The sequence below is a fragment of the Brevibacillus sp. NPDC003359 genome, assembly GCF_042878995.1.
Lineage (GTDB): Bacteria > Bacillota > Bacilli > Brevibacillales > Brevibacillaceae > Brevibacillus.
On the sequence record NZ_JBIAOR010000006.1, the window covers coordinates 183,264 to 203,174 of the forward strand.

17 protein-coding genes and 1 other RNA gene are annotated in these 19,911 nt (G+C 48.2%); 9 read left to right on the plus strand and 9 right to left on the minus strand.

Going from position 1 to position 19,911, the window contains the following annotated elements; translation table 11 throughout:
- Positions 1-17: 17 nt before the first annotated feature.
- The 3 genes from fabD to ACFYU8_RS17410 all read right to left on the minus strand — a co-directional run bounded on the left by fabD (position 18) and on the right by ACFYU8_RS17410 (position 4,896).
- Positions 18-3,311: an ACP S-malonyltransferase gene (gene fabD / locus ACFYU8_RS17400; RefSeq protein ID WP_390301159.1), complete on the minus strand. Its 3,294-nt coding sequence runs from the start codon at positions 3,309-3,311 to the stop codon at positions 18-20.
- A gap of 13 nt (positions 3,312-3,324) precedes the next feature.
- Complete coding sequence (locus ACFYU8_RS17405; protein WP_390301156.1) at positions 3,325-4,017, minus strand: MBL fold metallo-hydrolase; 693 nt, start codon at positions 4,015-4,017, stop codon at positions 3,325-3,327.
- 99 nt (positions 4,018-4,116) lie between these two features.
- On the minus strand, positions 4,117-4,896 hold the full coding sequence (locus tag ACFYU8_RS17410; RefSeq protein ID WP_390301153.1) for a 4'-phosphopantetheinyl transferase family protein: 780 nt from the start codon (positions 4,894-4,896) through the stop codon (positions 4,117-4,119).
- 279 nt (positions 4,897-5,175) lie between these two features.
- Here ACFYU8_RS17410 and loaP point away from each other — a divergent pair, with 279 nt between their 5' ends.
- Entirely contained in the window at positions 5,176-5,706 is a 531-nt protein-coding gene (loaP, locus tag ACFYU8_RS17415) for an antiterminator LoaP (RefSeq protein WP_390301150.1), read from the plus strand.
- A 414-nt stretch (positions 5,707-6,120) separates the two neighbouring features.
- Here loaP and ssrA read toward each other — a convergent pair.
- From ssrA to secG, 4 genes are all read right to left on the minus strand, one after another.
- Positions 6,121-6,476, minus strand: a transfer-messenger RNA (tmRNA) gene (gene ssrA / locus ACFYU8_RS17420).
- Positions 6,477-6,634: 158 nt separating this feature from the next.
- Entirely contained in the window at positions 6,635-7,108 is a 474-nt protein-coding gene (gene smpB, locus ACFYU8_RS17425; RefSeq protein WP_390301147.1) for an SsrA-binding protein SmpB, read from the minus strand.
- A gap of 148 nt (positions 7,109-7,256) precedes the next feature.
- The gene (rnr, locus tag ACFYU8_RS17430) at positions 7,257-9,773 is read right to left on the minus strand and encodes a ribonuclease R (protein WP_390301144.1); all 2,517 of its coding nucleotides are present in this window, start codon (positions 9,771-9,773) and stop codon (positions 7,257-7,259) included.
- Positions 9,774-9,915: 142 nt separating this feature from the next.
- Positions 9,916-10,158 (minus strand): preprotein translocase subunit SecG, encoded by a 243-nt coding sequence (gene secG / locus ACFYU8_RS17435; protein ID WP_390301141.1) that lies wholly within the window; start codon positions 10,156-10,158, stop codon positions 9,916-9,918.
- A 282-nt stretch (positions 10,159-10,440) separates the two neighbouring features.
- Between secG and ACFYU8_RS17440 the strand changes: the two genes are divergently transcribed.
- The 5 genes from ACFYU8_RS17440 to ACFYU8_RS17460 all read left to right on the plus strand — a co-directional run bounded on the left by ACFYU8_RS17440 (position 10,441) and on the right by ACFYU8_RS17460 (position 14,283).
- On the plus strand, positions 10,441-10,836 hold the full coding sequence (locus tag ACFYU8_RS17440) for a YqzM family protein (protein ID WP_007728788.1): 396 nt from the start codon (positions 10,441-10,443) through the stop codon (positions 10,834-10,836).
- Positions 10,837-10,918: 82 nt separating this feature from the next.
- A complete protein-coding gene (locus ACFYU8_RS17445) occupies positions 10,919-11,671 on the plus strand; it encodes an ABC transporter ATP-binding protein (RefSeq protein ID WP_390301138.1) in 753 nt (250 codons plus the stop codon).
- Entirely contained in the window at positions 11,668-12,432 is a 765-nt protein-coding gene (locus ACFYU8_RS17450; protein WP_390301135.1) for an ABC transporter permease, read from the plus strand. Before ACFYU8_RS17445 ends, ACFYU8_RS17450 begins: the two co-directional genes overlap by 4 nt.
- Before the next feature lie 107 nt (positions 12,433-12,539).
- Positions 12,540-13,064 (plus strand): RNA polymerase sigma factor, encoded by a 525-nt coding sequence (locus ACFYU8_RS17455; protein ID WP_390301132.1) that lies wholly within the window; start codon positions 12,540-12,542, stop codon positions 13,062-13,064.
- Positions 13,054-14,283, plus strand: coding sequence for a YjgB family protein (locus tag ACFYU8_RS17460; RefSeq protein ID WP_390301129.1), 1,230 nt, complete (start codon positions 13,054-13,056; stop codon positions 14,281-14,283). The genes ACFYU8_RS17455 and ACFYU8_RS17460 overlap by 11 nt, the downstream gene beginning before the upstream one ends.
- A gap of 50 nt (positions 14,284-14,333) precedes the next feature.
- Here the strand turns inward: ACFYU8_RS17460 and ACFYU8_RS17465 are convergent, their stop codons facing one another.
- Positions 14,334-15,344 (minus strand): ABC transporter substrate-binding protein, encoded by a 1,011-nt coding sequence (locus tag ACFYU8_RS17465; RefSeq protein WP_390301126.1) that lies wholly within the window; start codon positions 15,342-15,344, stop codon positions 14,334-14,336.
- A 183-nt stretch (positions 15,345-15,527) separates the two neighbouring features.
- Here ACFYU8_RS17465 and ACFYU8_RS17470 point away from each other — a divergent pair, with 183 nt between their 5' ends.
- The 3 genes from ACFYU8_RS17470 to ACFYU8_RS17480 are packed head-to-tail and all read left to right on the plus strand — an operon-like array spanning position 15,528 to position 18,419.
- Entirely contained in the window at positions 15,528-16,535 is a 1,008-nt protein-coding gene (locus ACFYU8_RS17470) for a FecCD family ABC transporter permease (protein WP_390301123.1), read from the plus strand.
- The gene (locus ACFYU8_RS17475) at positions 16,535-17,572 is read left to right on the plus strand and encodes a FecCD family ABC transporter permease (protein ID WP_390301120.1); all 1,038 of its coding nucleotides are present in this window, start codon (positions 16,535-16,537) and stop codon (positions 17,570-17,572) included. The genes ACFYU8_RS17470 and ACFYU8_RS17475 overlap by 1 nt, the downstream gene beginning before the upstream one ends.
- Before the next feature lie 19 nt (positions 17,573-17,591).
- On the plus strand, positions 17,592-18,419 hold the full coding sequence (locus ACFYU8_RS17480) for an ABC transporter ATP-binding protein (RefSeq protein WP_390301117.1): 828 nt from the start codon (positions 17,592-17,594) through the stop codon (positions 18,417-18,419).
- A gap of 193 nt (positions 18,420-18,612) precedes the next feature.
- On the opposite strand, the gene eno is transcribed toward ACFYU8_RS17480, so the two are convergent.
- The gene (eno, locus tag ACFYU8_RS17485; RefSeq protein WP_390301114.1) at positions 18,613-19,899 is read right to left on the minus strand and encodes a phosphopyruvate hydratase; all 1,287 of its coding nucleotides are present in this window, start codon (positions 19,897-19,899) and stop codon (positions 18,613-18,615) included.
- Positions 19,900-19,911 lie beyond the last annotated feature (12 nt).

Genomic DNA, 19,911 nt, shown 5'->3' on the forward strand with positions numbered 1-19,911 from the left:
AACGTTCTCCTTCTCAGTTAATTGCCAACCAATTCGGAAATTCGGCGGTTCAACAGGGCTGCCGTTTCATTCAGCAGCATCTCTCCAATCTGATCGATATGACGGTTTCTCCAATGCTCCTGCTCCGTGCCCAGCACCCACTGGTTGAATGCTCCGAGCGCAGGACCGCAATGAATTTGGTAATCTACCTTATGTTCCTTGCTGCCCGTCATCGCCAACCGCGTCGAATAGGAGAAATACCACTTGAATATAAGGGCCATTTTATGCTTCGGATTACGTTCCGCCTTCTCGATTTCGGCAGGAGCTTTGTGTGCTATGACTTCCTGATAGATTTCTTCAAAGGAGCGATGGAAATACTTATCCTGAAGACGCTCCCTTGTCGGCTCGTCTAATTCTTCCAAGGCGTTGAAATGCCGGTACAGATCATACAATTTATTCGCTCTTGCGGGGAAAAACAGGCCCTTCTTTAAAACCTGTATCTTGGCGCCAATTTCAAACATATCGCCCGCCGGCGCATAATCGGTATCCTGCACATTCGCCTGCTGCAGAAGGTCTTTAGCGGCATCACTAGTCGCAGCCTCCACCGTGCATTGGTTAATAGAACCGGTCACAAGGAAATCCGCACCTAGCAATATCGCGGCAGCCGCAGCCTCAGGAGTTCCGATCCCCCCGGCAGCACCTACGGAAATCTCGCTCGTATAACCATGTTCGCGTACCATATCGTCACGCAGCCTGATCATTGTCGGCATGAGCACATACGCGCTGCCTTGATCGGTATGTCCGCCCGAATCCGCTTCGACGCACAGATCGTCGGCAACCGGCACCATTTGCAGCAAGCGGCCTTCTTCTTGCGTGATTTTACCTTCTTGAACAAGCCTCTCGATGATCCGATCCGGTGCCGGCCTTAGGAAGTTGGATGCGACCTCGGGTCTGGAAACCTTGGCGATAATTTTGTTTCGAATCTCCACCGTTCCGTCCGCTCTTCTTGTCAGTCCCTTCGCCCGATATTTAATTAGCGCGGGAGTCATCGTAATGAAGGAAGAAGCCTCTATTACGGTTATGCCGTACTTCAAGTAAAGATCGGCAACCGCTTCTTCGAGAGCCTGGTTATCCGGATGGTGAAGAAAATTCATTCCATAGGGCTCGCCGCCGCGTAATTGGCGCTGAATGTCCCGAATCGCTTCCTCAATTTGCGTAATCCTTAGTCCTCCGGAGCCAAAGAAACAGAGCATGCCGGCCTTTCCGGCTTTCACAACCATTTCGGCCGAGGAAATCCCCTTGTACATGGCGCCCAAAACATAGGCATATTTCAGACCATACCGTTCCTTGAACGCCGGGCTGCCAAGCAAAGCTGCAGTGATCGTCTTCCGGGCGCTGGGCATGGAGGCCGATTCCCTGTCAACGAACGGCAGGTCGTTCATTTGTTCGTTTGTGCTCGGCTCCTCCGGCGTTTCTTCCTCTACGAATAACGGAGAGCTCGACTGCCGGATCTTCTCCGTCAGTTTTGTAAGCACGTCCTTCGGCCCAACCTCCTCGAACAGCTCTACCTCTTTTCCCATTAAATAACGAATGGTGTCCGTCCAATTGACGGAGCTTGTGATTTGCTCAGTCAAGTTGCGTTTGATTTCGTTGAACGGATAGGGACGGGCAGACACGTTTGCGATGACAGGGATAACAGGCTCGTTGAAGATAAAGTTATTCAGAAATTGCTCGAATTCTTTCTTCGCTTCATTCATATACCGGGAATGGAATGCGCCGCTGACATTAAGCGGAATGTACATCCCTGCCCCGGCCTGTTCAAAAATGCGCTGCGCCTCCATTATATGGTCTTTACGCCCCGACAAGACGGTTTGCACGGGCGAATTATAATTGGCAACGTCGATTTCCAAGTGTCCATTCCGACGAATAATGTCTTCAACCTCTTGCGCTTGCATGCCGATGACTGCCGCCATTCCTCCGCCTGTAGCCAGGGCCATCAGCTCGCCCCGCTTCTTAACGAGACGCAGTCCGGTTTCGAAATCGAAAACCTCTGCCGCAAACAGGGCGTTATACTCGCCCAAGCTATGACCGGCTACAAAGTCGGGACGTCTGCCTGTTTCCTTTCTTTCCTTCATATACATTAGAGCATTGACCGTGTATAAAAGCGGTTGGGTAAAAGCGGTGTTGCCCAGCTGATGCTTCGGATCGTTCAGGCATAGCTCCTTTACCGAATAACCAAGAATGGCATCCGCCTTTGCAGTCAAATCCGGAAATTCATCAAAAAGTCCCTCCCCCATACCAACGTGCTGCGAGCCTTGTCCTGGAAAAAGATATGCGATCATGCTTTCATCGTTCCCTCCCGTAATCGAGTCAATTGGTCGTGCGATCGTTCGCTTGAGCTCATTCATTTTCTCAAAGTCAAAACCGTATACCGTCAGAAGCCCGGCGCTTTCAGAGCTTGAATCGTCCTTAAAGAGCCGTTTCGTGAAATTTGCGAGCACCCCTGAAGGGCTCAAATCCAAATAAACGGCCGGCTGTTCCCGCTCCATAGCAGTTACTGCTTCCCGAAACCTCATCGGCTGCCTGACCACATCCCAGAAGTATTCGTGCCTCAAAGCTTCAATCATTTCTCCATACATGCCGGACAAAAAAGGAACGGCCGGTTTCTGAAGCGATAAAGTACGAAGATGACTGATAAACGCGTTTTCGGCAGGTTCAATTTCCCTAGAATGGAACGCGTAGGAGACAGGAAGCCGAATGGAAGCAATACCTTTATCCCTCAAATGAGTATGAATGCCGTCCAAGCCCACATTACCGCCTGCGATTACGAAATGCCCATCGTAGTTAACTCCTGCCAGCTCGGTGTTGTTATATAAGAACGTGTTCTCCCGAAAGGTGCGCGGATCATCCAATACGGCCAGCATCCCCCCGCTTTCACAACTCATCTCAAAGATTTGAGCCTGTTTGATGACAGCAATGAGGGCCTGCTCCGGGTCCAGAATATTGGAGACAGCGGCCGCGACAAATTCCCCGAGACTGCTACCTAATACATAATCAGGAAAGATCCCGTGATGAAGCATCTCTTGTGCCAAGGCGTACTGCACCATAAAAAGAGCCGGATGAGTAAAAAGCGTTCTATCGAAAGATTCTGCTTTCGAATGTCGAGGGTCATAGAGTAGCTGCATGATGGATCGGCCAACTAACGGTTCGGCAATTTGATCCAGCCGAGTCATCCATTTTTCGAATACATCTCCCTCGGCCAGGAGCCTCTCACCCATGTGATAATATTGGGAGCCTTGACCCGAGAACATAAACACGACTTTTTTCTCCATTGTCCCCTCCATTTTACTTTCGTCTCTCTCTCGCATCCGAGCCATAGCCTTGAGCATGACGCATTCGGAACGAAATGAATTGCGCGCGATTCACAAGGTGAAAATAGATGTTGTTCTCTAATAAATACCAAAGCGGATATCCAGGCTCTTTCCCGTATGAATGTCCAGGATAGACTCTCGCGTAGATCGGCACGGTGTCTCGTATTTTTTGCAAGCTGTCGAACATATCATCCGGATTTCCGCCGGTTGTATCGCATCTGCCGCAGCCTTCGATAAATAGCGTATCTCCTGTTATCAAACAACCGGATAATAGATAACAGGCGCTTCCGGCTGTATGGCCCGGCGTAAGCATACAGGTAATCGTGGTGTTGCCCAACGAAATGGTATCCAGATCGTTAAACGTCTGTAAATTGGGCGCAGAAAACGCGTAATACCGCGCTTCCTTCGCTGATATGTACACATTGGGCGCATACCGTACACTTAGCAATTCCACAAGATTGACGTGATCAAAATGGGAATGAGTTAACAAAATGGCATGCAGCTTCACGTCCAGCCCCTCGATCACCGTCAAAATTCGATCGAGCTCCCAAGAAGGATCTACAAGAGCCGCCAGTTTTGTCGCTTTATCGATGATTAAATAATTGTAATTGGACAATTCATTGAGATAGCTAGTACAAATGGTATGGATCTGATAGGATTCGCTCATCGCAGCTAACTCTCCCTTCAGGAGCAAAACCCAAAACAAATAAGCCCCACTAAGTGGAGCTCATCCTTCGAAGCATAATTTTTTCTATAAACACGGCTTTTATTTTATAGTTGCACTTCGTTTACGGCAGCCGCAATCGAATGCCAGAAAATGATTTTGCATTTGCAAGGGATCTAAATGCCACTCGCTTTTGCGAGGGGCTACGATTGACCAGACGTAGCCGCAAGTCAGGTATGTTTTGGCGCTGTACTGCGGAAAATGCGTGAACGTACTCACATAAAACCCGCCGTAAGTCTGAATCGTTTCGATCTCTAGCAATTCGAACGGGATGGTAAGTCCCGTTCGAAGCACCTTTGACAGCGCCTCTTTGCTGGACCACAACAACGTTAACAAGAATGCTCTGCTGCTAATAACAGTTGCGCCTCTCTCCATCTCCGCCATTGTCATTTGACTGGCCATTGTTTCGTTTCTTGACGGATTGATGGCTTCCACATCGATTCCCATTGGGCTCCCTTCGGGGAAAACAATAGCAGCTCCCATGCATTGGCAATGAGAAATGCTGACCGCTAATTTATCCGGGCTGCCGGTTTGAAGAACTGGCTGTCCGAAGACTCCCCTGCTAATGGTTATCTTTGTTAAATCAGACCAGCTCATCATTGTCGAAACCGCTCGTTTGGCAGCCATTCTGCCTAGCACATAATTTCTCTTTCCGACATCAAATTTCAATTTTCGATAATCTTCTATTTCGTCGAGGCCGAATATAAGCGGATCTATCCCAGGTTCCTTATCCTCGCCGATATGAACGAAGCTTAGCCCGGCGTTCATGGTTAGATCGGCCCTATTCAACACGATGCAGTTCTCGAACGAACGCCACTGCAAAGATGACCACCACCCAAAAATGGACATGACGAGACATTTCGCGGCTATATAGCAGCAAAAAAATGTATACAATATTCAGAATCCAAAGCGAACTAACGTGCCGCAACAACGATTAGTTCGTGCCGTTTTGGACTATGTACAAAGATTGTTTAGTTAATTATAATAGTAACATCTGTCTCTTATTGTACCACAATTTCAAAATAATGTCGAATTTTAAAGATTATGTCTATGTCGAAAAAATGTGGTATTTTAAACTTACACCCCATGAGGAGGCAATTGATGAATTGGTATGCCCTTTATGTAGAGACCGGATACGAAGAACGAGTGGCCAAATTTCTTTCGGATAAATTCTCTTCTCGCGAATTAAGGGCCGTTGTACCGAAAAGAAGGCTTCCTGAACGAAAACAGGGTCTTATTACCCACCCTTTAAAAATTATGTTTCCGGGTTATCTACTCATCCAAACGAATATGGACACGAAGACATACTACGACATTAAAGAAACCCCTAGAACTTTCAGACTCGTAAATAACAATAAGCAGATAAGACAACGATCAGATGGTTTACTACAAGTATCCGAAATCGAAGAAGCAGAAATCCGTCCGATTTTAAAAATGCTGGACACAGACGGGGTACTCGGATATTCAACCTTAATGATTACCGACTCCAAAATTACCGTCAAAAAAGGTCCCCTTGCTGGAAAAGAAGGAATAATAAAAAAAGTGGATCGGCGAAAGAAAAGAGCCAAAATTGTAATTGACTTTCTAGGAGACGAGAGAATGATTGACGTTGGAATTGAAATATTGGAATAAATATTCATATAGCGCTGAAAGGCTGCCGAATCAATTATCTGGCAGCCTCGCGGTGTGTTTTATGTAACTATCGTTCTCCGTTAGCGGAATGTATCATACTCATACTTCGAAATATAATAAAAACCCGACCTGAAGGTCGGGTTTTTTCTTAAATCGCAATAATTTTAGTATACTATTATCAATTACTTCTTCTTTTGCAATATCTTGTAACTGCCGATACGTGCTTTTGACTCGCTTACCAAGAGTTTTTACACTCATTATGAACACCTTGCTTCTAAAAGGCCCTTATACCCAAATATAAATAAAAAACTTTGAAGCAAAAGTTTGCCTAAAGTTTTTTGAAGCATTAGCTTGCCGTTGCGGCAAATATATGGTTTAAGTCACACCTCATCAGGTGGCTTCACTTTATGTATTTGGTGGAGGCGGGGGGATTCGAACCCCCGTCCGAAAACAGCGATACATGAGCATCTCCGAGCGCAGTCACTCATTTAAATTTCGGTACCGGATTCGCGGAGTGACGCGCTGACCCGTTACCTAGCCTGATTGATCTTCTTCCTTCGGCTCCAGGCGGAAGCCTCCGGCGTATCCCACTAAAGTTGAGCGCTAGTCATGCCACATGGGCGATGGAATGGTAGCGCCTCACTGGTTATTAAGCAGCGAGAGAAAGTTGTTTGTTGCCAGTTAATGGCGTTCCGCGTTGTTGACGAGGTCCGCAGCCCCCCGGCTCGCTTCTCATGCTCTACCATCCCCGTCGAATCCAGAACGCCCCCAGGTAGGTAAGAAAAAGTCTAGGTGAAGAGCCATTAAATCCACACCTAGACTATATTGTTTCAAACAGTGTATTGGCTTGTTGTTGCTTATTAAATATAGCACAAGCGACAACCAAAACTCAACGTTGATTGCTGCCAAGCCTGCCAGTGCAATCCAATCAATCTTTTTGACGTTCGCGCAGAGCACGCTCGATATCACGCGCAGACTCTTTTTTCTTGAGGTCTTCGCGCTTGTCGTAGTTCTTTTTCCCTTTGACAAGTGCGAGCTCGACCTTGGCCCAGCCACCCTTCAAATAGATGCTGAGCGGGACCAGCGAGTACCCTCTTTCGCGAATCAGACCATTGAGCTTGAGGATTTCCAAACGACGCATCAGCAGCTTGCGAGTCCGCTCTGGCTCATGGTTAAAACGATTGCCCTGCTCGTACGGACTGATGTGCACATTGTACAGAAGCAATTCGCCATCCTGTACACGGGCGAAGCTGTCCTTGAGCTGGACACGCGCCGCACGCACGGACTTGATCTCCGTACCGGTCAGCTCAATGCCTGCCTCGTATACTTGCTCGATGTGGTAATCGTGGCGCGCTTTTCGGTTTTGGGCGATTGTCTTGGTTCCGGCCTTATCTTTTGACATGGAGATCACCTCACTTGTACGTACTGCGTTTCGTACCAGTTAGTCTAGCAAATTTTGCCCATTGTGGCAAGTCATTTACCGGGTAAATAGCCATCCCCGAAAAGGGAACCGGATCGTTCCAAGTACTTTTCGGGGATTAAACAACTGTTTAACGGCGTTTCCGTTTCACCTGACTGGCTACATTTTTATTGCGATTCTTTTTCTTGGACTTGACGAGATCTTCCCAGAATCCCTTCTGGCGTTTCGTTGGGGTATCCCCTTCTCCTGCACTGATTGGCAGCACCTCTTCACTGCTCGATGCCTGGGCCTTTCCAGCACGGCGAGGAGGTTTGTTCCCTTCCGCTTTACGGCGATCCTTGTATTTTTGACGAATTTCTGCCGGATGCTTTTTGTCCTTTTGGCGATCTGGTCGACCGGTACGATCTGAACGGCCTGTACGTGAACGTTCTTCTTGTTTGCCACGTGTAGGCTTACGATCCCCGCCGCGACCATCTATTACGCGAGGCGTGCGCTCACGGCTGCCACGGAAACCAGCCTTTGGCATCCCGACGATTTCGAAGTCGATGGTGCGTTCGTCCACGTTGACATTCGCTACACGTACCTCGACAACATCCCCGATCCGATACTGCTTACCTGTTCGCTCACCGACCAGCGCAAACATTTTCTCATGGAAATGATAGTAGTCGTCTGTCAAAAAGCTGACGTGCACCAAGCCTTCAATCGTATTCGGTAGCTCGACGAAAATCCCAAATGAAGTGACGCTGGAGATGACGCCTTCGAATTCTTCTCCCACTCGCTCCAGCATGAATTCCGCTTTTTTCAGATCGTCTGTTTCACGCTCGGCATCGACAGCCAGACGTTCACGTTGTGATGCATGCTCTGCGATTACGGGCATTTGCTCTGCCCAGTACCCCAGACGTTTTTCTGATATTTGATTCCCCAGCTCGATCCATTCGCGAATACGGCGGTGGACGATCAGGTCAGGATAACGGCGAATCGGTGAAGTAAAATGGGTATAAAATTCCGTAGACAAGCCGTAATGCCCTAGACTTTCCGCCTCGTAGCGAGCTTGCTTCATCGAACGTAGCATGACGGTGCTAATAATAATTTCTTCCGGCGTTCCTTTTACCTCTTCCAGCAACTGCTGCAGCGCACGAGGGTGAACAGAGTTACCCTTCCCGCGGATCGAGTAGCCAAAATTCGTGATGAACTCCATGAAGGCCATGAGCTTTTCAGCGTTTGGATCTTCGTGAATTCGGTACATAAACGGTTGCTTCATCCAGTGGAAGTGCTCCGCCACTGTTTCGTTGGCAGCCAGCATGAACTCCTCGATGATCTGCTCCGCAATCGATCGCGTACGGAAGCCGATTTCCGTAGGGGCTCCCTCTTCATCGACGTAAATTTTCGCTTCCCGGAAGTCGAAGTCAATCGCACCGCGCTGCATCCGTTTCTTACGTAGTATCAGGGCCAGGTTTTTCATTTCCTCGAACATCGGGACGAGCTGACTGTACTTCTCGATCAGCGCTTCGTCCTTTTCGTCCAAAATACTGCGTACATCCGCATACGTCATGCGCTCATCTGTACGAATCACGCTCAAAAAGATGTCGTACTTCACGGTGTTCCCGCCTGCATCCATCTCCATATCACAAGAAATCGTCAAGCGATCCACCTGCGGATTGAGACTGCATATGCCGTTGGACAAGCGATGTGGCAGCATCGGGATGACACGGTCAACTAAGTAGACGCTGGTACCACGACGATACGCCTCATTGTCCAGCTGGGACTTTTCACGAACATAATAGCTGACGTCAGCGATATGCACGCCGAGTCTTACGTTTCCATTTGGCAGCTTCTCAAGAGACACAGCATCATCCAAGTCTTTGGCATCTGCTCCATCAATGGTGACCATCATCCGATCACGCAAGTCACGACGGCCCTTGATCTCTTCCTCGGAAATCTCATCTGGTGCTGCCTCAGCCTCTTCAAACACGTCTTCTGGAAAAGCCTCAGGCAAGTTAAACTTGCGGATGATCGACAGAATATCGACGCCCGGATCGTTCTTATGGCCGAGAATCTCGACGACTTCACCCTCTGGATTCACACGCCCCTCTGGATAGCGAACGATGTTCACGACTACCTTGTGACCATCTACTGCTCCGTTGAAGGAGTCTTTCGGGATGAAAATATCTTTGCCGATTCGCTTTTCGTCGGGGATGACAAACGCGTAATGCCTCTCATCCTTGAATGTCCCTACGACCTGCTTGATTCCGCGCTCGACAATGCGAATGATCTGCCCTTCCAGACGATTTCCGCCCGCTTCTTTTTCCACGCGGACAAAAACCGTATCGCCATGGAGCGCTCCATTCATATCATTCGCATGTACGTATACATCATCCGAGTCAGTTGTCTCCGGGATCACAAATCCGAATCCCTTCGGATGACTTTGCAGGCGTCCACGTACCAGATTCATCTTCTCAGGCACGCCATACCGATTTGCTCTCGTACGGATTACCTCACCGTTCGCTTCCAATGCATTCAATGTCTTCACAAGTTCCTTGAATGTAGTGGAATCCTTGATCCCAAATGCTTCTTCCAGCTCCCTCACCGTCATCGGGTGATACGCTTGCTCTCGCATGAACGAGAGGATTTTTTCTTGATCTTCCATTCACAAACCTCCTTTTTCGCGTGGCATTCCCGCGTTTCTCCATGACCATCCTATTATGTAGTATTCACCGTTCCCGCATATCGCAATCGGAATAGAGAAAAAGACAGCAAGTTGCACTCGCTGTCTTTCGGCCATTCGTCTATTACGCTCCTGATTTCAAGAAATACCCGAGCAAAATCGCAAAAATCATGAAGCTAACCGCAAATACAACGGTCAGTTTCCCTAAAAGTGCGTCAATCCCGCGGGCTTTTTGTTTGCCCATCAGTTGCTCTGCGCCGCCACCAATCGCTCCGGAAAGGCCGGCACTTTTTCCCGATTGCAGCAACACGACGATAATTAAGCCAATACTTGCGATCACAAGTAAAATTTTCGCAGCCAATGCCATTTTCATTCACCTCAAAACGTATTTCCAAGGCGGTAAAAAACCAATACAACAACTTTATCACACTTGTCTGGTAACAGCAACCCGCTATCCCTTCCATTATAAGAGAAATTCTTTCAAATAATATTGACCGTTATAAGGTAGAATAAGAGCAACGTGTTTTTACGAAAAAATGGCAAATTGTGTACTTTCTTTGTCTTGTTTGGTAGTCGCCTTGATATTGTCAAACTTTTGCCGTAAAATTACCATGAAACTTTATAATTTGCTTTGGGAGGTCTTTGTCAGATGGCTGGGTCCAACAAAAAAGACATGAATCAAAACGATGTAATTGATTCCGCGAAGGCCTTTTTCACTTCGTTTGGTATCTTGTTTCTAGTTTTTCTCATTGCACTTGTAGGATCAATTATTTTTCCACCAAAACATGGGGAAGAGGCCAATGGTGGCGGCGCACCAACTGCACAAATTGACGCTGCTGCTGTATTTAAACAAAATTGCGCTTCCTGTCACGGTCAAAATCTCGAAGGCATTGCAGGTCCAAACCTGACGAAAATTGGAGCGACGCTCAGCGCTGACGACATTGCTAAAATCATCAAAGACGGTAAGGGCGGCATGCCTCCTGGAATGCTGAAGAAACAACCAGAAATTCAAGCGGTTTCACAGTGGCTGTCGGAGAAAAAATAAGTACATAGATAGCCTGTAAGAAAGAAACACCGAAGACTCGTCCTCTTCGGTGTTTTCCGCGTTAATGGGGAGGCTTTTACATATGACTATCAAGATCGAAGCTTTGGGGAAACAAATCCACTCTCCCACGAGTACATGGTTGTTCCGTGACGTAAACGCTAGTATGAAAGAGCCTACGATCATTGGCATTCTGGGAAAATCAGGCCAAGGAAAAAGCACCTTGCTCCGTATTTTGGGTCGTCTCTTGCAGCCTGACGCAGGTACGGTTCACTTAGAAAATAAAGAAATGTCACTGTGGGACTCAACAGCTTGGCGAATGAAAATCAGTTATGTGGCACAGCAGGCCGTTATGCTGCCTGGTAGCGTGGAAGACAACCTGCGGACAGTGAGCAACCTGCATCAACGTCCTTTTGATAAGAAGCTCGCCTCTGACTTGATGGACCAGTTATATATGGAAGAGATCGATTGGTCAAAACCAGCCGCTCAACTGTCCGGCGGTGAAAAGCAACGGCTCGCTCTCGTGCGCAGCTTATTGCTTCAGCCACCTGTCCTACTGCTGGATGAGGTCACCGCTTCACTCGATACGAAAAGCAAGCAGGCTGCAGAGCGGCTCCTCGTCGATTTGCACCACCAAACAGGTACGACCTTAATTTGGGTCACGCATGATTTAGAAGAAGCGCGAGTCGCTTGCAAGCGCATCTGGTTTATGGCCAACCACCAGCTCGCAGAGGACGCGGAATGTAAAGCGTTTTTCCACTCGCCCCAATCCGTTGAAGCTCGTGAATTTTTGCAAGATGGAAATGTCCATGCTGCCCTAAGTGAGGTGCAGCAATGACCCATACTTATACATTTTCATACATGTGGCTGCTTTTTGCCTATGCCTTTGTTTTCATTGCCCTCCTGCTCTCTGTTTGGCAGAAGCTCGGTTTGGAAAAGGACATTTTAATTGGCACCATCCGCTCTACCGTTCAATTGCTCGCGATCGGTTACGTCCTTCATTTTGTCTTTGCTGCCGATAGTGTCTGGTTTATTTTATTGATCATTCTCATGATGATCCTGGTCGCTTCGTCGAACGCTGCCAGCAGAGCGAAGCATTTATCGGGGATCTTTTGGCGGATCGCCATTTCACTTGCGATAACAGAAATCGTCACCATGGGACTGTTGGTTGTACTTGGACTTGTCTCTCCTACGCCGCAGTACCTCATCCCAATGAGCGGCATGATTATTGGCAGCTCCATGATTGTCACGAGTCTTTTTCTCACGCATATGAACCGAGAAGTAGAAGCCTCTCGTGGGGAAATCGAAACACTGCTTTGTCTGGGAGCCACTACACGCCAAGCCGTGCATGTAGTGCTGAAGCGCGCTGTCAAAGCGAGCATGATCCCTACCTTTGACACGATGAAAACAATCGGACTCGTCCAATTGCCAGGGATGATGACCGGAATGATCGTCGCTGGTGCTAGTCCCATCGAGGCCGTGCGCTACCAAATCCTCATTATGCTCAGCTTCAGCTCCTCCGCTGCCATTTCGGCGGTTCTGGTCAGCATGCTTAGCTATCAGCTCTGGTTTACACGGGACTCCATGCTCCACTCTTAAATACACGCACTGTCGGACCTTTGCTTCCGGCAGTTTTTTTGTTTTTGTAATGAAATGCACCCTGAGTCGTCAAATTACAAGTAGAACGTACAAAAGGTGGTTCAGCTATGGACAAAAACGGATTAATGGAGCAATGGTTCCTGCGCTATGGCGATGATATTTACAAATTTCTTATTTACTACACAGGAACCCGCGATGTAGAAGACCTTGTTCAGGATGTCTTTTTAAAAGCGCTTCGGTCTCTGGATGCATTCGAAGGCAGATCCCAACCAAAAACATGGTTATTGACGATCGCGAGGAATACCGCCATCGATCATAGACGAAAACAACGCCTTCGTAATTGGCTACCAGATAAATGGCTGGCGAACGTAGAGACTGAAGAAAAAACGCCGGAAGAAATTGTGTATGGACATGAGGAGCAGCAAGCACTTTACCATGCAATCCGTGAAGTAAAACCCGCGTTTCGCGAGGTAATCATTTTGCGTGGAATCAAGGGACTGTCCTCCAAGGAGACAGCTGAAATACTTGGGTGGTCCGAAAACAAAGTAAACGTGACACTGCACCGTGCCATGAAAGCCGTCAGGGAAATACTTGAGCGTGAGAAAAAGGAGATGATTGGCGATGCGATCTAATTCAGACCATGACTTACTAGCTAAATTGGAAGGGATGCCGGATATGAAAATAAGCGGAGAAAAAAAGCAAGAGATCGCTTCTGCTATTCGCAAAACAAATGTGAGCAAATCTGGAGGGACTGCTTCTTTTCGTGGTTTCTCTGCGCTTGGCAAGGGATTGGCCCTCTGCTCCGTACTCGCTGCGACCCTCTGGCTGGGAGCCGCGCTCCTTACGAACCAACAGCAGAGCGCATTACCGGAATCCATTGCGCCTATCAATCCTGGCTCACCTACCGCTTCTCCAGGACCGGGTCCAAACAACAGCGTAACAACACAGCCTATTCCGCAGACAGAGGAGCTATTGTCACAAATTCGCTCAAATGCGAAAGAAGGCAGGGTCATCTCCCTCCCATTCGTTCTGGAAAAAACGGTAGAAAAGGGCTGGGGAAAACCAGAGAAAACCTACACAGCAAATGGACTGACCTACTCTGCCTATCCGAAAAAAGAAGTCGTGTTTGGCTACAACAAGGGCATGCAGCTCGTGGACATGCACAGTACAGATCCTCGTTTGCAGCAAGTCAACCTGTCTGCCGTTGAAAAGATCTGGGGAAAGCCGGGGCGTATCAGCGAGTTTGGCGATCATACGATTTATACCTATGATGTGACGAGCAAATATCAGGTCAAGCTGATCTTCCAAGGAACAAAAAGCACGAGCAAGGAAGACCTGATTCTTGTTGAATACCATCTGTATTACCCACAAGGAAACAAAAATCTCATGCTGTATGCGAACAATGCCGAGATTTTGCAAAGCGTGCGTGATCTCGCCAAAAAAGGCCAAACCTTTGGCAGTCAGTATCGTGTAGAAAATGATGTGTTCGATGACGTAGAAAAACAGTTGGGCAAACCGGATGTCGTCTCCTTCATCAATGGCATCACATACAATACGTACCGGGATCTCAATCTTGTCTTCGCCTTTAACAAAGGAATGCAGCTCGTGGATATTCGCTCCTATGACCCACGCCTACAAGCAATCACGCTTGCCGAGGTGCTAGAAACACTTGGGAAACCAGCTAGCCAAGCCACAACGGGCGGCCAAACCATTTACACCTACAAGGTAACTCCTGATTACGAGCTGAAAATCATCTTCTCAGGCATCCTGACCGATGACACAAACACCCTCTACATCGATCACGTAAACATTTACTACCCACGAGGTACATTCAACAACATGGCCGGATAAACCGCATTCGAACGAAAAAAAGACGGGAGCACCAGTCCCGTCTTTTCTCATTATTTACCGATGATGTGGCCTTCCAGCTCATCCAGTACTTTATTGGCTGCGATTACGCCACCGGAAGTATTCCAAATGGTGTCATCCACTTTGATTGCTTTGCCCGCTTTCACGACGTTCAGGTTTTTCCAGAGCGGATCGTTTGTCCACTCTTGCTCCAGCTTGGAAGCCTCGCCTTTGCCTGTTTCGTACGTGAAGTAGAACATGATGTCGCCGTCCATTTCTGGAATGCGCTCTTTCGTTACTTCTGCTGCGAAATCGTCTTTATCTTGGGAAGCTGGACGTGCCAGGCCAAGGTCTTTGAAGATCGCGCCAGTGAAGGTGTTTTTATAGTAGATGCGAACTTTACCTGGCATAAAGCGCACAACGGATGCTTTCGTGTTCAGCTTGTCGCCAGCTTTTGTTTTGAATTCTTCTACGCGCTTGTTCCAGTCAGCGATGACTTTTTCGCCTTCAGCTTTTTTGTTTACAGCTTCTGCGAACAAGGAGAAGTTTTCTTTCCAGTCGCCGCGTGGCTCTTCAACGAATACGGTTGGAGCGATCGCAGACAATTGTTGATATATTTTTTCATGACGGAATTTCATACCCAGAATCAAGTCAGGCTTCAGTGCTGCAATTGCTTCCAGGTTAGGTTGGCCTTCTGTACCAACGGATTTTGTACCCTCAAGGAAAGACTTGGTGAAATCGTAGAATTGAGTAGGATCATGAGCAGCACCTACTGCACCTACTGGCTTCACACCGAGAGCCATCAGAGTTTCAGTACCTTGGTTAGTCAACATGACGATGCGTTCTGGTGTACCTTTAATGGTAGTTTCGCCCATCGCGTGTTTTACTGTATAGCTTTGGCCGGAACCCTCAGAATTGCCAGTTGCTTGATCAGCAGGCTTTTGTTCTGCCGGCTTTTGTTCGCTTGCTTGCGGAGCGCCACAACCTGTAACGACCAGCAAGAGTGCCATTAAGACAGCAAAGAAAGCTTTACCGCCTGCGGTCCGATATGTACGAGAAAACATGATGAAAGGACCCCTTTCCCTTTTCTATAATGAGAATCCATATCAATGACAGAGTCTATCCTACTCCCCTGCTTGTCAAAAGTCAATGACAAAATGATAATGACTATCAACGTCATTGACACTTCCTTTATGTAGCTCTACACTTAACTATGAAACCATCTAAGAAATAAGGATGTAGCCATCATGAGCTCTTTATTAGCTAGCAACTTTCGTAAAATTCTGGGAGTGGCGTTCGCCATTCTCCTTCTGACTTACCTCAGTTATGCCAGCCTCATCTTTGGCGTCATTGACACGAGTTGGCAAACTGCGATTGATGCCTATACGAATTTTAACGGCTCCAATGAACACATCGTCATTAAAGAAGTGCGAGTACCACGTGTGCTCAATGCGCTTACGGTCGGTTTTTGCCTCGGCCTGGCCGGAACTCTGCTCCAATCCTTGACGAGAAACCCTGTTGCAGACGTTGAACTGTTCGGTCTTAATGCAGGTGCTTCTCTTTTTGTTGTGTTCGCTGTTACATTTGTCGGGATCAGCTCCTTGACCCAGTTTACATGGATTTCCTTTTTAGGAGCCGCTGTAGCAGGTTTGATCGTCTACTTACTCGGATCATTCGGCAGAGATGGGCTTTCGCCTGTGAAGCTGGTTCTAGCGGGTGCAGCTATCACCGCTTTGGCTTCCTCGATACGACATGGCATGATGGTCCTTAATGAAAAGGCAACAGACGAGGTGCTTTTCTGGCTGGCGGGTTCCGTCGGCGGAAGAAAGCTGGAGTATCTAGCGACTATCTTTCCTTATATGATCGTCGCCTGGATCGCTGCTTTTGTCCTCGCACGTCCGATTCAAACGTTGTTGATGGGTGATGACGTAGCAAAAGGTCTTGGACAGCGCACCTTATTGGTCAAATTCAGTGTCGGTATCGTCATTGTTCTCTTATCCGGTTGTGCGGTTGCTGTTGCTGGACCCATTGGTTTTGTCGGATTGGTCACTCCGCATCTGGCCCGCTATCTCGTCGGAATCGACACGCGCTGGGTGCTTTTGTACAGCGGTCTGCTTGGTTCCATCCTGCTGCTTCTCGCAGACATCGGAGCACGATATATCGCGATGCCTGCTGAAGTTCCTATTGGAGTAATGACAGCCCTGATCGGGATTCCGTTCTTCATCTATGTCGCACGCCAGGGGCTGGATAAATAATGAAAGACTACCTGTCTCTTCGCATCGGCAAGCGCTTTTCCTCGTTTCAGCTACATAAAAAAACGATCTGGTTTTCGCTACTCGCCCTCTTGATCGTCATCGCAGTAGCGATTGTCAGTCTCGGAATGGGTGAAATGAAAATCGCCCCGCTCGATGTGTTAAAAGTATTGTTGGGAATAGGTTCAGAAGAGAATGCTTTAATTGTAGAGCAATTTCGCTTGCCGCGTATCGTCATTGCCATTCTGGTAGGTGCCGCACTCGCAGTTGCTGGTGCCATCATGCAGGGCCTCGTCCGCAATCCATTGGCTTCCCCGGATGTTCTTGGGGTATCGGGTGGAGCATCTGTTTTTGCAGTCGGCTTCTTAATCCTATTTGAAACAGCGAGCATTAAGTGGCTTCCCCCCATCGCTTTCTTGGGGGCAACATTGACGACATTCCTGCTGTACGCCCTCTCTTGGAAAAAAGGCGTCACGCCGCTTCGTCTCGTCATGATCGGTGTTGGAATCAAAATTGCAGCGGGTGCCATTGTCACCATGCTGATCATGTTCAGTCCGTTTTTGCTGCAAAACAAAGCATTGCTCTGGCTGACGGGAAGCATCTACGGCGTCGACTGGAACGACGTATTCATGATAGTGCCGTGGGTCATCAGTCTGATTCTCGTAGCCGGCTTACTTGCTAGACGAGTAAACATTCAACAGCTCGGTGATGATCTGGCGACGAGTCTCGGTAGTTCCTTGCAATTGGATCGCTTCTTCCTGCTCATGATTTGCGCGGCTTTGACGGGAACGGCCGTCTCTGTTGGAGGAGATATCAGCTTTGTGGCTTTGCTGGCCCCACACATTGCCAAGCAATTGATTGGTCCGTCCTTTGGCGGTGCCATGACACTCTCGGCTTTTTTGGGTGCCATTATCGTATTGCTTGCGGATTTGATTGCACGCATGGCTTTTTCACCAATCGAGGTGCCTGTAGGGGTATTCACCTCTGCCATCGGCGCTCCGTTTTTCATCTACTTGCTGTACAAAAACCGAAATCGCTAGCGAAAGGAGTCCAGACCATATGCAAGCTTTGGAAACCCAACGGCTTACGTTATCGTACGGAGAACGCAATATCATTGAAGCGTTAGATTTGAACATCCCGCGTGGAAAAATTACGGTTTTCATTGGCAGTAATGGCAGTGGCAAATCGACGTTGCTGCGCTCACTGGCACGTTTACTCAAACCAAAGGAAGGCGCCATCCTGCTTGAAGGGGAATCGATCGCCAAACGCTCTACCAAAGAAGTAGCAAAACGTCTTGCCATCCTTCCTCAAGGCCCATCCGCACCAGAAGGGTTGACGATTCTGCAATTGGTCAAGCAAGGACGCTATCCTTATCAAAACTGGTTACAGCAATGGTCAGAAGAAGACGAGCAGATGGTCAACAAAGCATTGGCAGCTACTCAACTCACGGATATGGCTAACCGTGCCGTCGACAGTCTCTCTGGCGGCCAACGTCAGCGCGCCTGGATTGCGATGACGCTCGCACAAGGAACCGAAACGATTTTGTTGGATGAGCCTACGACTTATCTGGATATGTCCCATCAGATTGAAATTTTGGACCTGTTGTTTGAACTGAATCAAACGGAACAGCGCACTATCGTCATGGTTCTCCACGATCTGAATCTCGCTTGCCGCTATGCCCATCATATTGTTGCCGTTCACAATCAGACCGTAGTGGCAGAGGGCAATCCAAACGAAGTACTGACGACAGACCTTGTCCGTACGGTTTTCGATATGGATTGCCAGATTACGCAAGACCCGCTGTACGGAACTCCTATGTGCATCCCGTACAGTAAAAGCCGCCTAGGCATTGTGCAGGCTGAACCAAAAGCGTTCGTCGTGTCATAAGCTCCAAACAACAAAAAGACTGTCCAGCGAGTAGTATGGACAGTCTTTTTTTCGTATGCAAAAACTTGAACGCGCAACGAATTGAGGCTTCCAGTGGCATGTTTCTTTCCTCCTATAAAAAACAGCGGCAGTCCCGGACTTTTTTTGTGTCCTAGACTACCGCGTGCTCTTTTTATCTATCCATCATGCAAGCTTACTTCTTCAGGTTGTAGAATGCAGAACGACCGCCAAAACGAGCTGTATCAGCGAGTTCGTCTTCAATACGCAGCAATTGGTTGTACTTCGCTACGCGGTCAGTGCGGGAAGGCGCACCTGTCTTGATTTGCCCTGCATTTGTAGCGACTGCGATATCAGCGATCGTAGAGTCTTCGGTTTCACCGGAACGGTGGGAAATGACCGCCGTATAGCCAGCCAGCTTCGCCATTTCGATTGCTTCGAAGGTTTCTGTCAGCGTACCGATTTGGTTTACTTTTACCAGAATCGAGTTACCTGTAGAGGTCTCGATTCCACGAGCCAGACGCTCTGTGTTCGTTACGAACAAATCGTCCCCTACCAGCTGAACTTTGCTGCCCAACTTGTCAGTCAGCGCTTTCCAGCCATCCCAGTCGTCTTCAGACAGACCGTCTTCGATGGAGATGATTGGATATTTGTTTACCAGATCTTCGTAGAACGCGATCATTTCTTCTGTTGTTTTCACAACGCCTTCGCCTTCGAAGTGGTATTTGCCGTCTTTGAACATTTCTGTAGCTGCTACGTCCAACGCGAGGAACACGTCTTTGCCTGGCTCATAGCCTGCTGCCTTGATCGCATCCAAAATAGTTGTGATCGCTTCTTCGTTAGATTTCAGGTTTGGAGCGAAGCCGCCCTCATCCCCTACTGCTGTGCTCAGGCCTTTTTCACCCAATACTTTCTTCAGGGAGTGGAAAATTTCCGCGCCTGTACGCAGCGCTTCCTTGAAGGATTCAGCACCTACTGGCATTACCATGAATTCCTGGATATCTACGGTGTTGTCTGCGTGCTTACCACCGTTCAGGATGTTCATCATAGGAACTGGCAACATTCTCGCGTTGAAGCCGCCGAGGTAGTTGTAGAGAGGAACGCCCAGTGACTCTGCAGCCGCACGTGCTACTGCCATAGACACGCCGAGAATCGCGTTTGCACCCAGTTTGCCTTTGTTGTCTGTACCGTCGAGCTGAATCATCGCCATATCGATGCCTACTTGATCCAAAGCATCCATGCCGATCAATTCAGGAGCAATGATTTCATTCACGTTCTCTACTGCTTTCAGAACGCCTTTGCCCAAGTAACGGGATTTGTCGCCGTCACGGAGCTCAACTGCTTCATAAGCACCTGTAGACGCTCCAGATGGAACATCTGCACGGCCCATAGAGCCATCTTCGAGATACACTTCTACTTCCACAGTTGGATTACCGCGAGAGTCCATAATTTCGCGTGCATAAATGTCAGTAATCATTGCCATTTCTCGTCCATC

Bases quoted from the DNA above. Each gene is read 5' to 3' on its own strand.
- fabD (WP_390301159.1), bottom strand. From the start codon at position 3,311: ATGGAGAAAAAAGTCGTGTTTATGTTCTCGGGTCAAGGCTCCCAATAT.
- ACFYU8_RS17405 (WP_390301156.1), bottom strand. From the start codon at position 4,017: ATGAGCGAATCCTATCAGATCCATACCATTTGTACTAGCTATCTCAAT.
- loaP (WP_390301150.1), top strand. From the start codon at position 5,176: ATGAATTGGTATGCCCTTTATGTAGAGACCGGATACGAAGAACGAGTG.
- smpB (WP_390301147.1), bottom strand. From the start codon at position 7,108: ATGTCAAAAGATAAGGCCGGAACCAAGACAATCGCCCAAAACCGAAAA.
- rnr (WP_390301144.1), bottom strand. From the start codon at position 9,773: ATGGAAGATCAAGAAAAAATCCTCTCGTTCATGCGAGAGCAAGCGTAT.
- secG (WP_390301141.1), bottom strand. From the start codon at position 10,158: ATGGCATTGGCTGCGAAAATTTTACTTGTGATCGCAAGTATTGGCTTA.
- ACFYU8_RS17440 (WP_007728788.1), top strand. From the start codon at position 10,441: ATGGCTGGGTCCAACAAAAAAGACATGAATCAAAACGATGTAATTGAT.
- ACFYU8_RS17445 (WP_390301138.1), top strand. From the start codon at position 10,919: ATGACTATCAAGATCGAAGCTTTGGGGAAACAAATCCACTCTCCCACG.
- ACFYU8_RS17450 (WP_390301135.1), top strand. From the start codon at position 11,668: ATGACCCATACTTATACATTTTCATACATGTGGCTGCTTTTTGCCTAT.
- ACFYU8_RS17455 (WP_390301132.1), top strand. From the start codon at position 12,540: ATGGACAAAAACGGATTAATGGAGCAATGGTTCCTGCGCTATGGCGAT.
- ACFYU8_RS17460 (WP_390301129.1), top strand. From the start codon at position 13,054: ATGCGATCTAATTCAGACCATGACTTACTAGCTAAATTGGAAGGGATG.
- ACFYU8_RS17465 (WP_390301126.1), bottom strand. From the start codon at position 15,344: ATGTTTTCTCGTACATATCGGACCGCAGGCGGTAAAGCTTTCTTTGCT.
- ACFYU8_RS17470 (WP_390301123.1), top strand. From the start codon at position 15,528: ATGAGCTCTTTATTAGCTAGCAACTTTCGTAAAATTCTGGGAGTGGCG.
- ACFYU8_RS17475 (WP_390301120.1), top strand. From the start codon at position 16,535: ATGAAAGACTACCTGTCTCTTCGCATCGGCAAGCGCTTTTCCTCGTTT.
- ACFYU8_RS17480 (WP_390301117.1), top strand. From the start codon at position 17,592: ATGCAAGCTTTGGAAACCCAACGGCTTACGTTATCGTACGGAGAACGC.
- eno (WP_390301114.1), bottom strand. From the start codon at position 19,899: ATGGCAATGATTACTGACATTTATGCACGCGAAATTATGGACTCTCGC.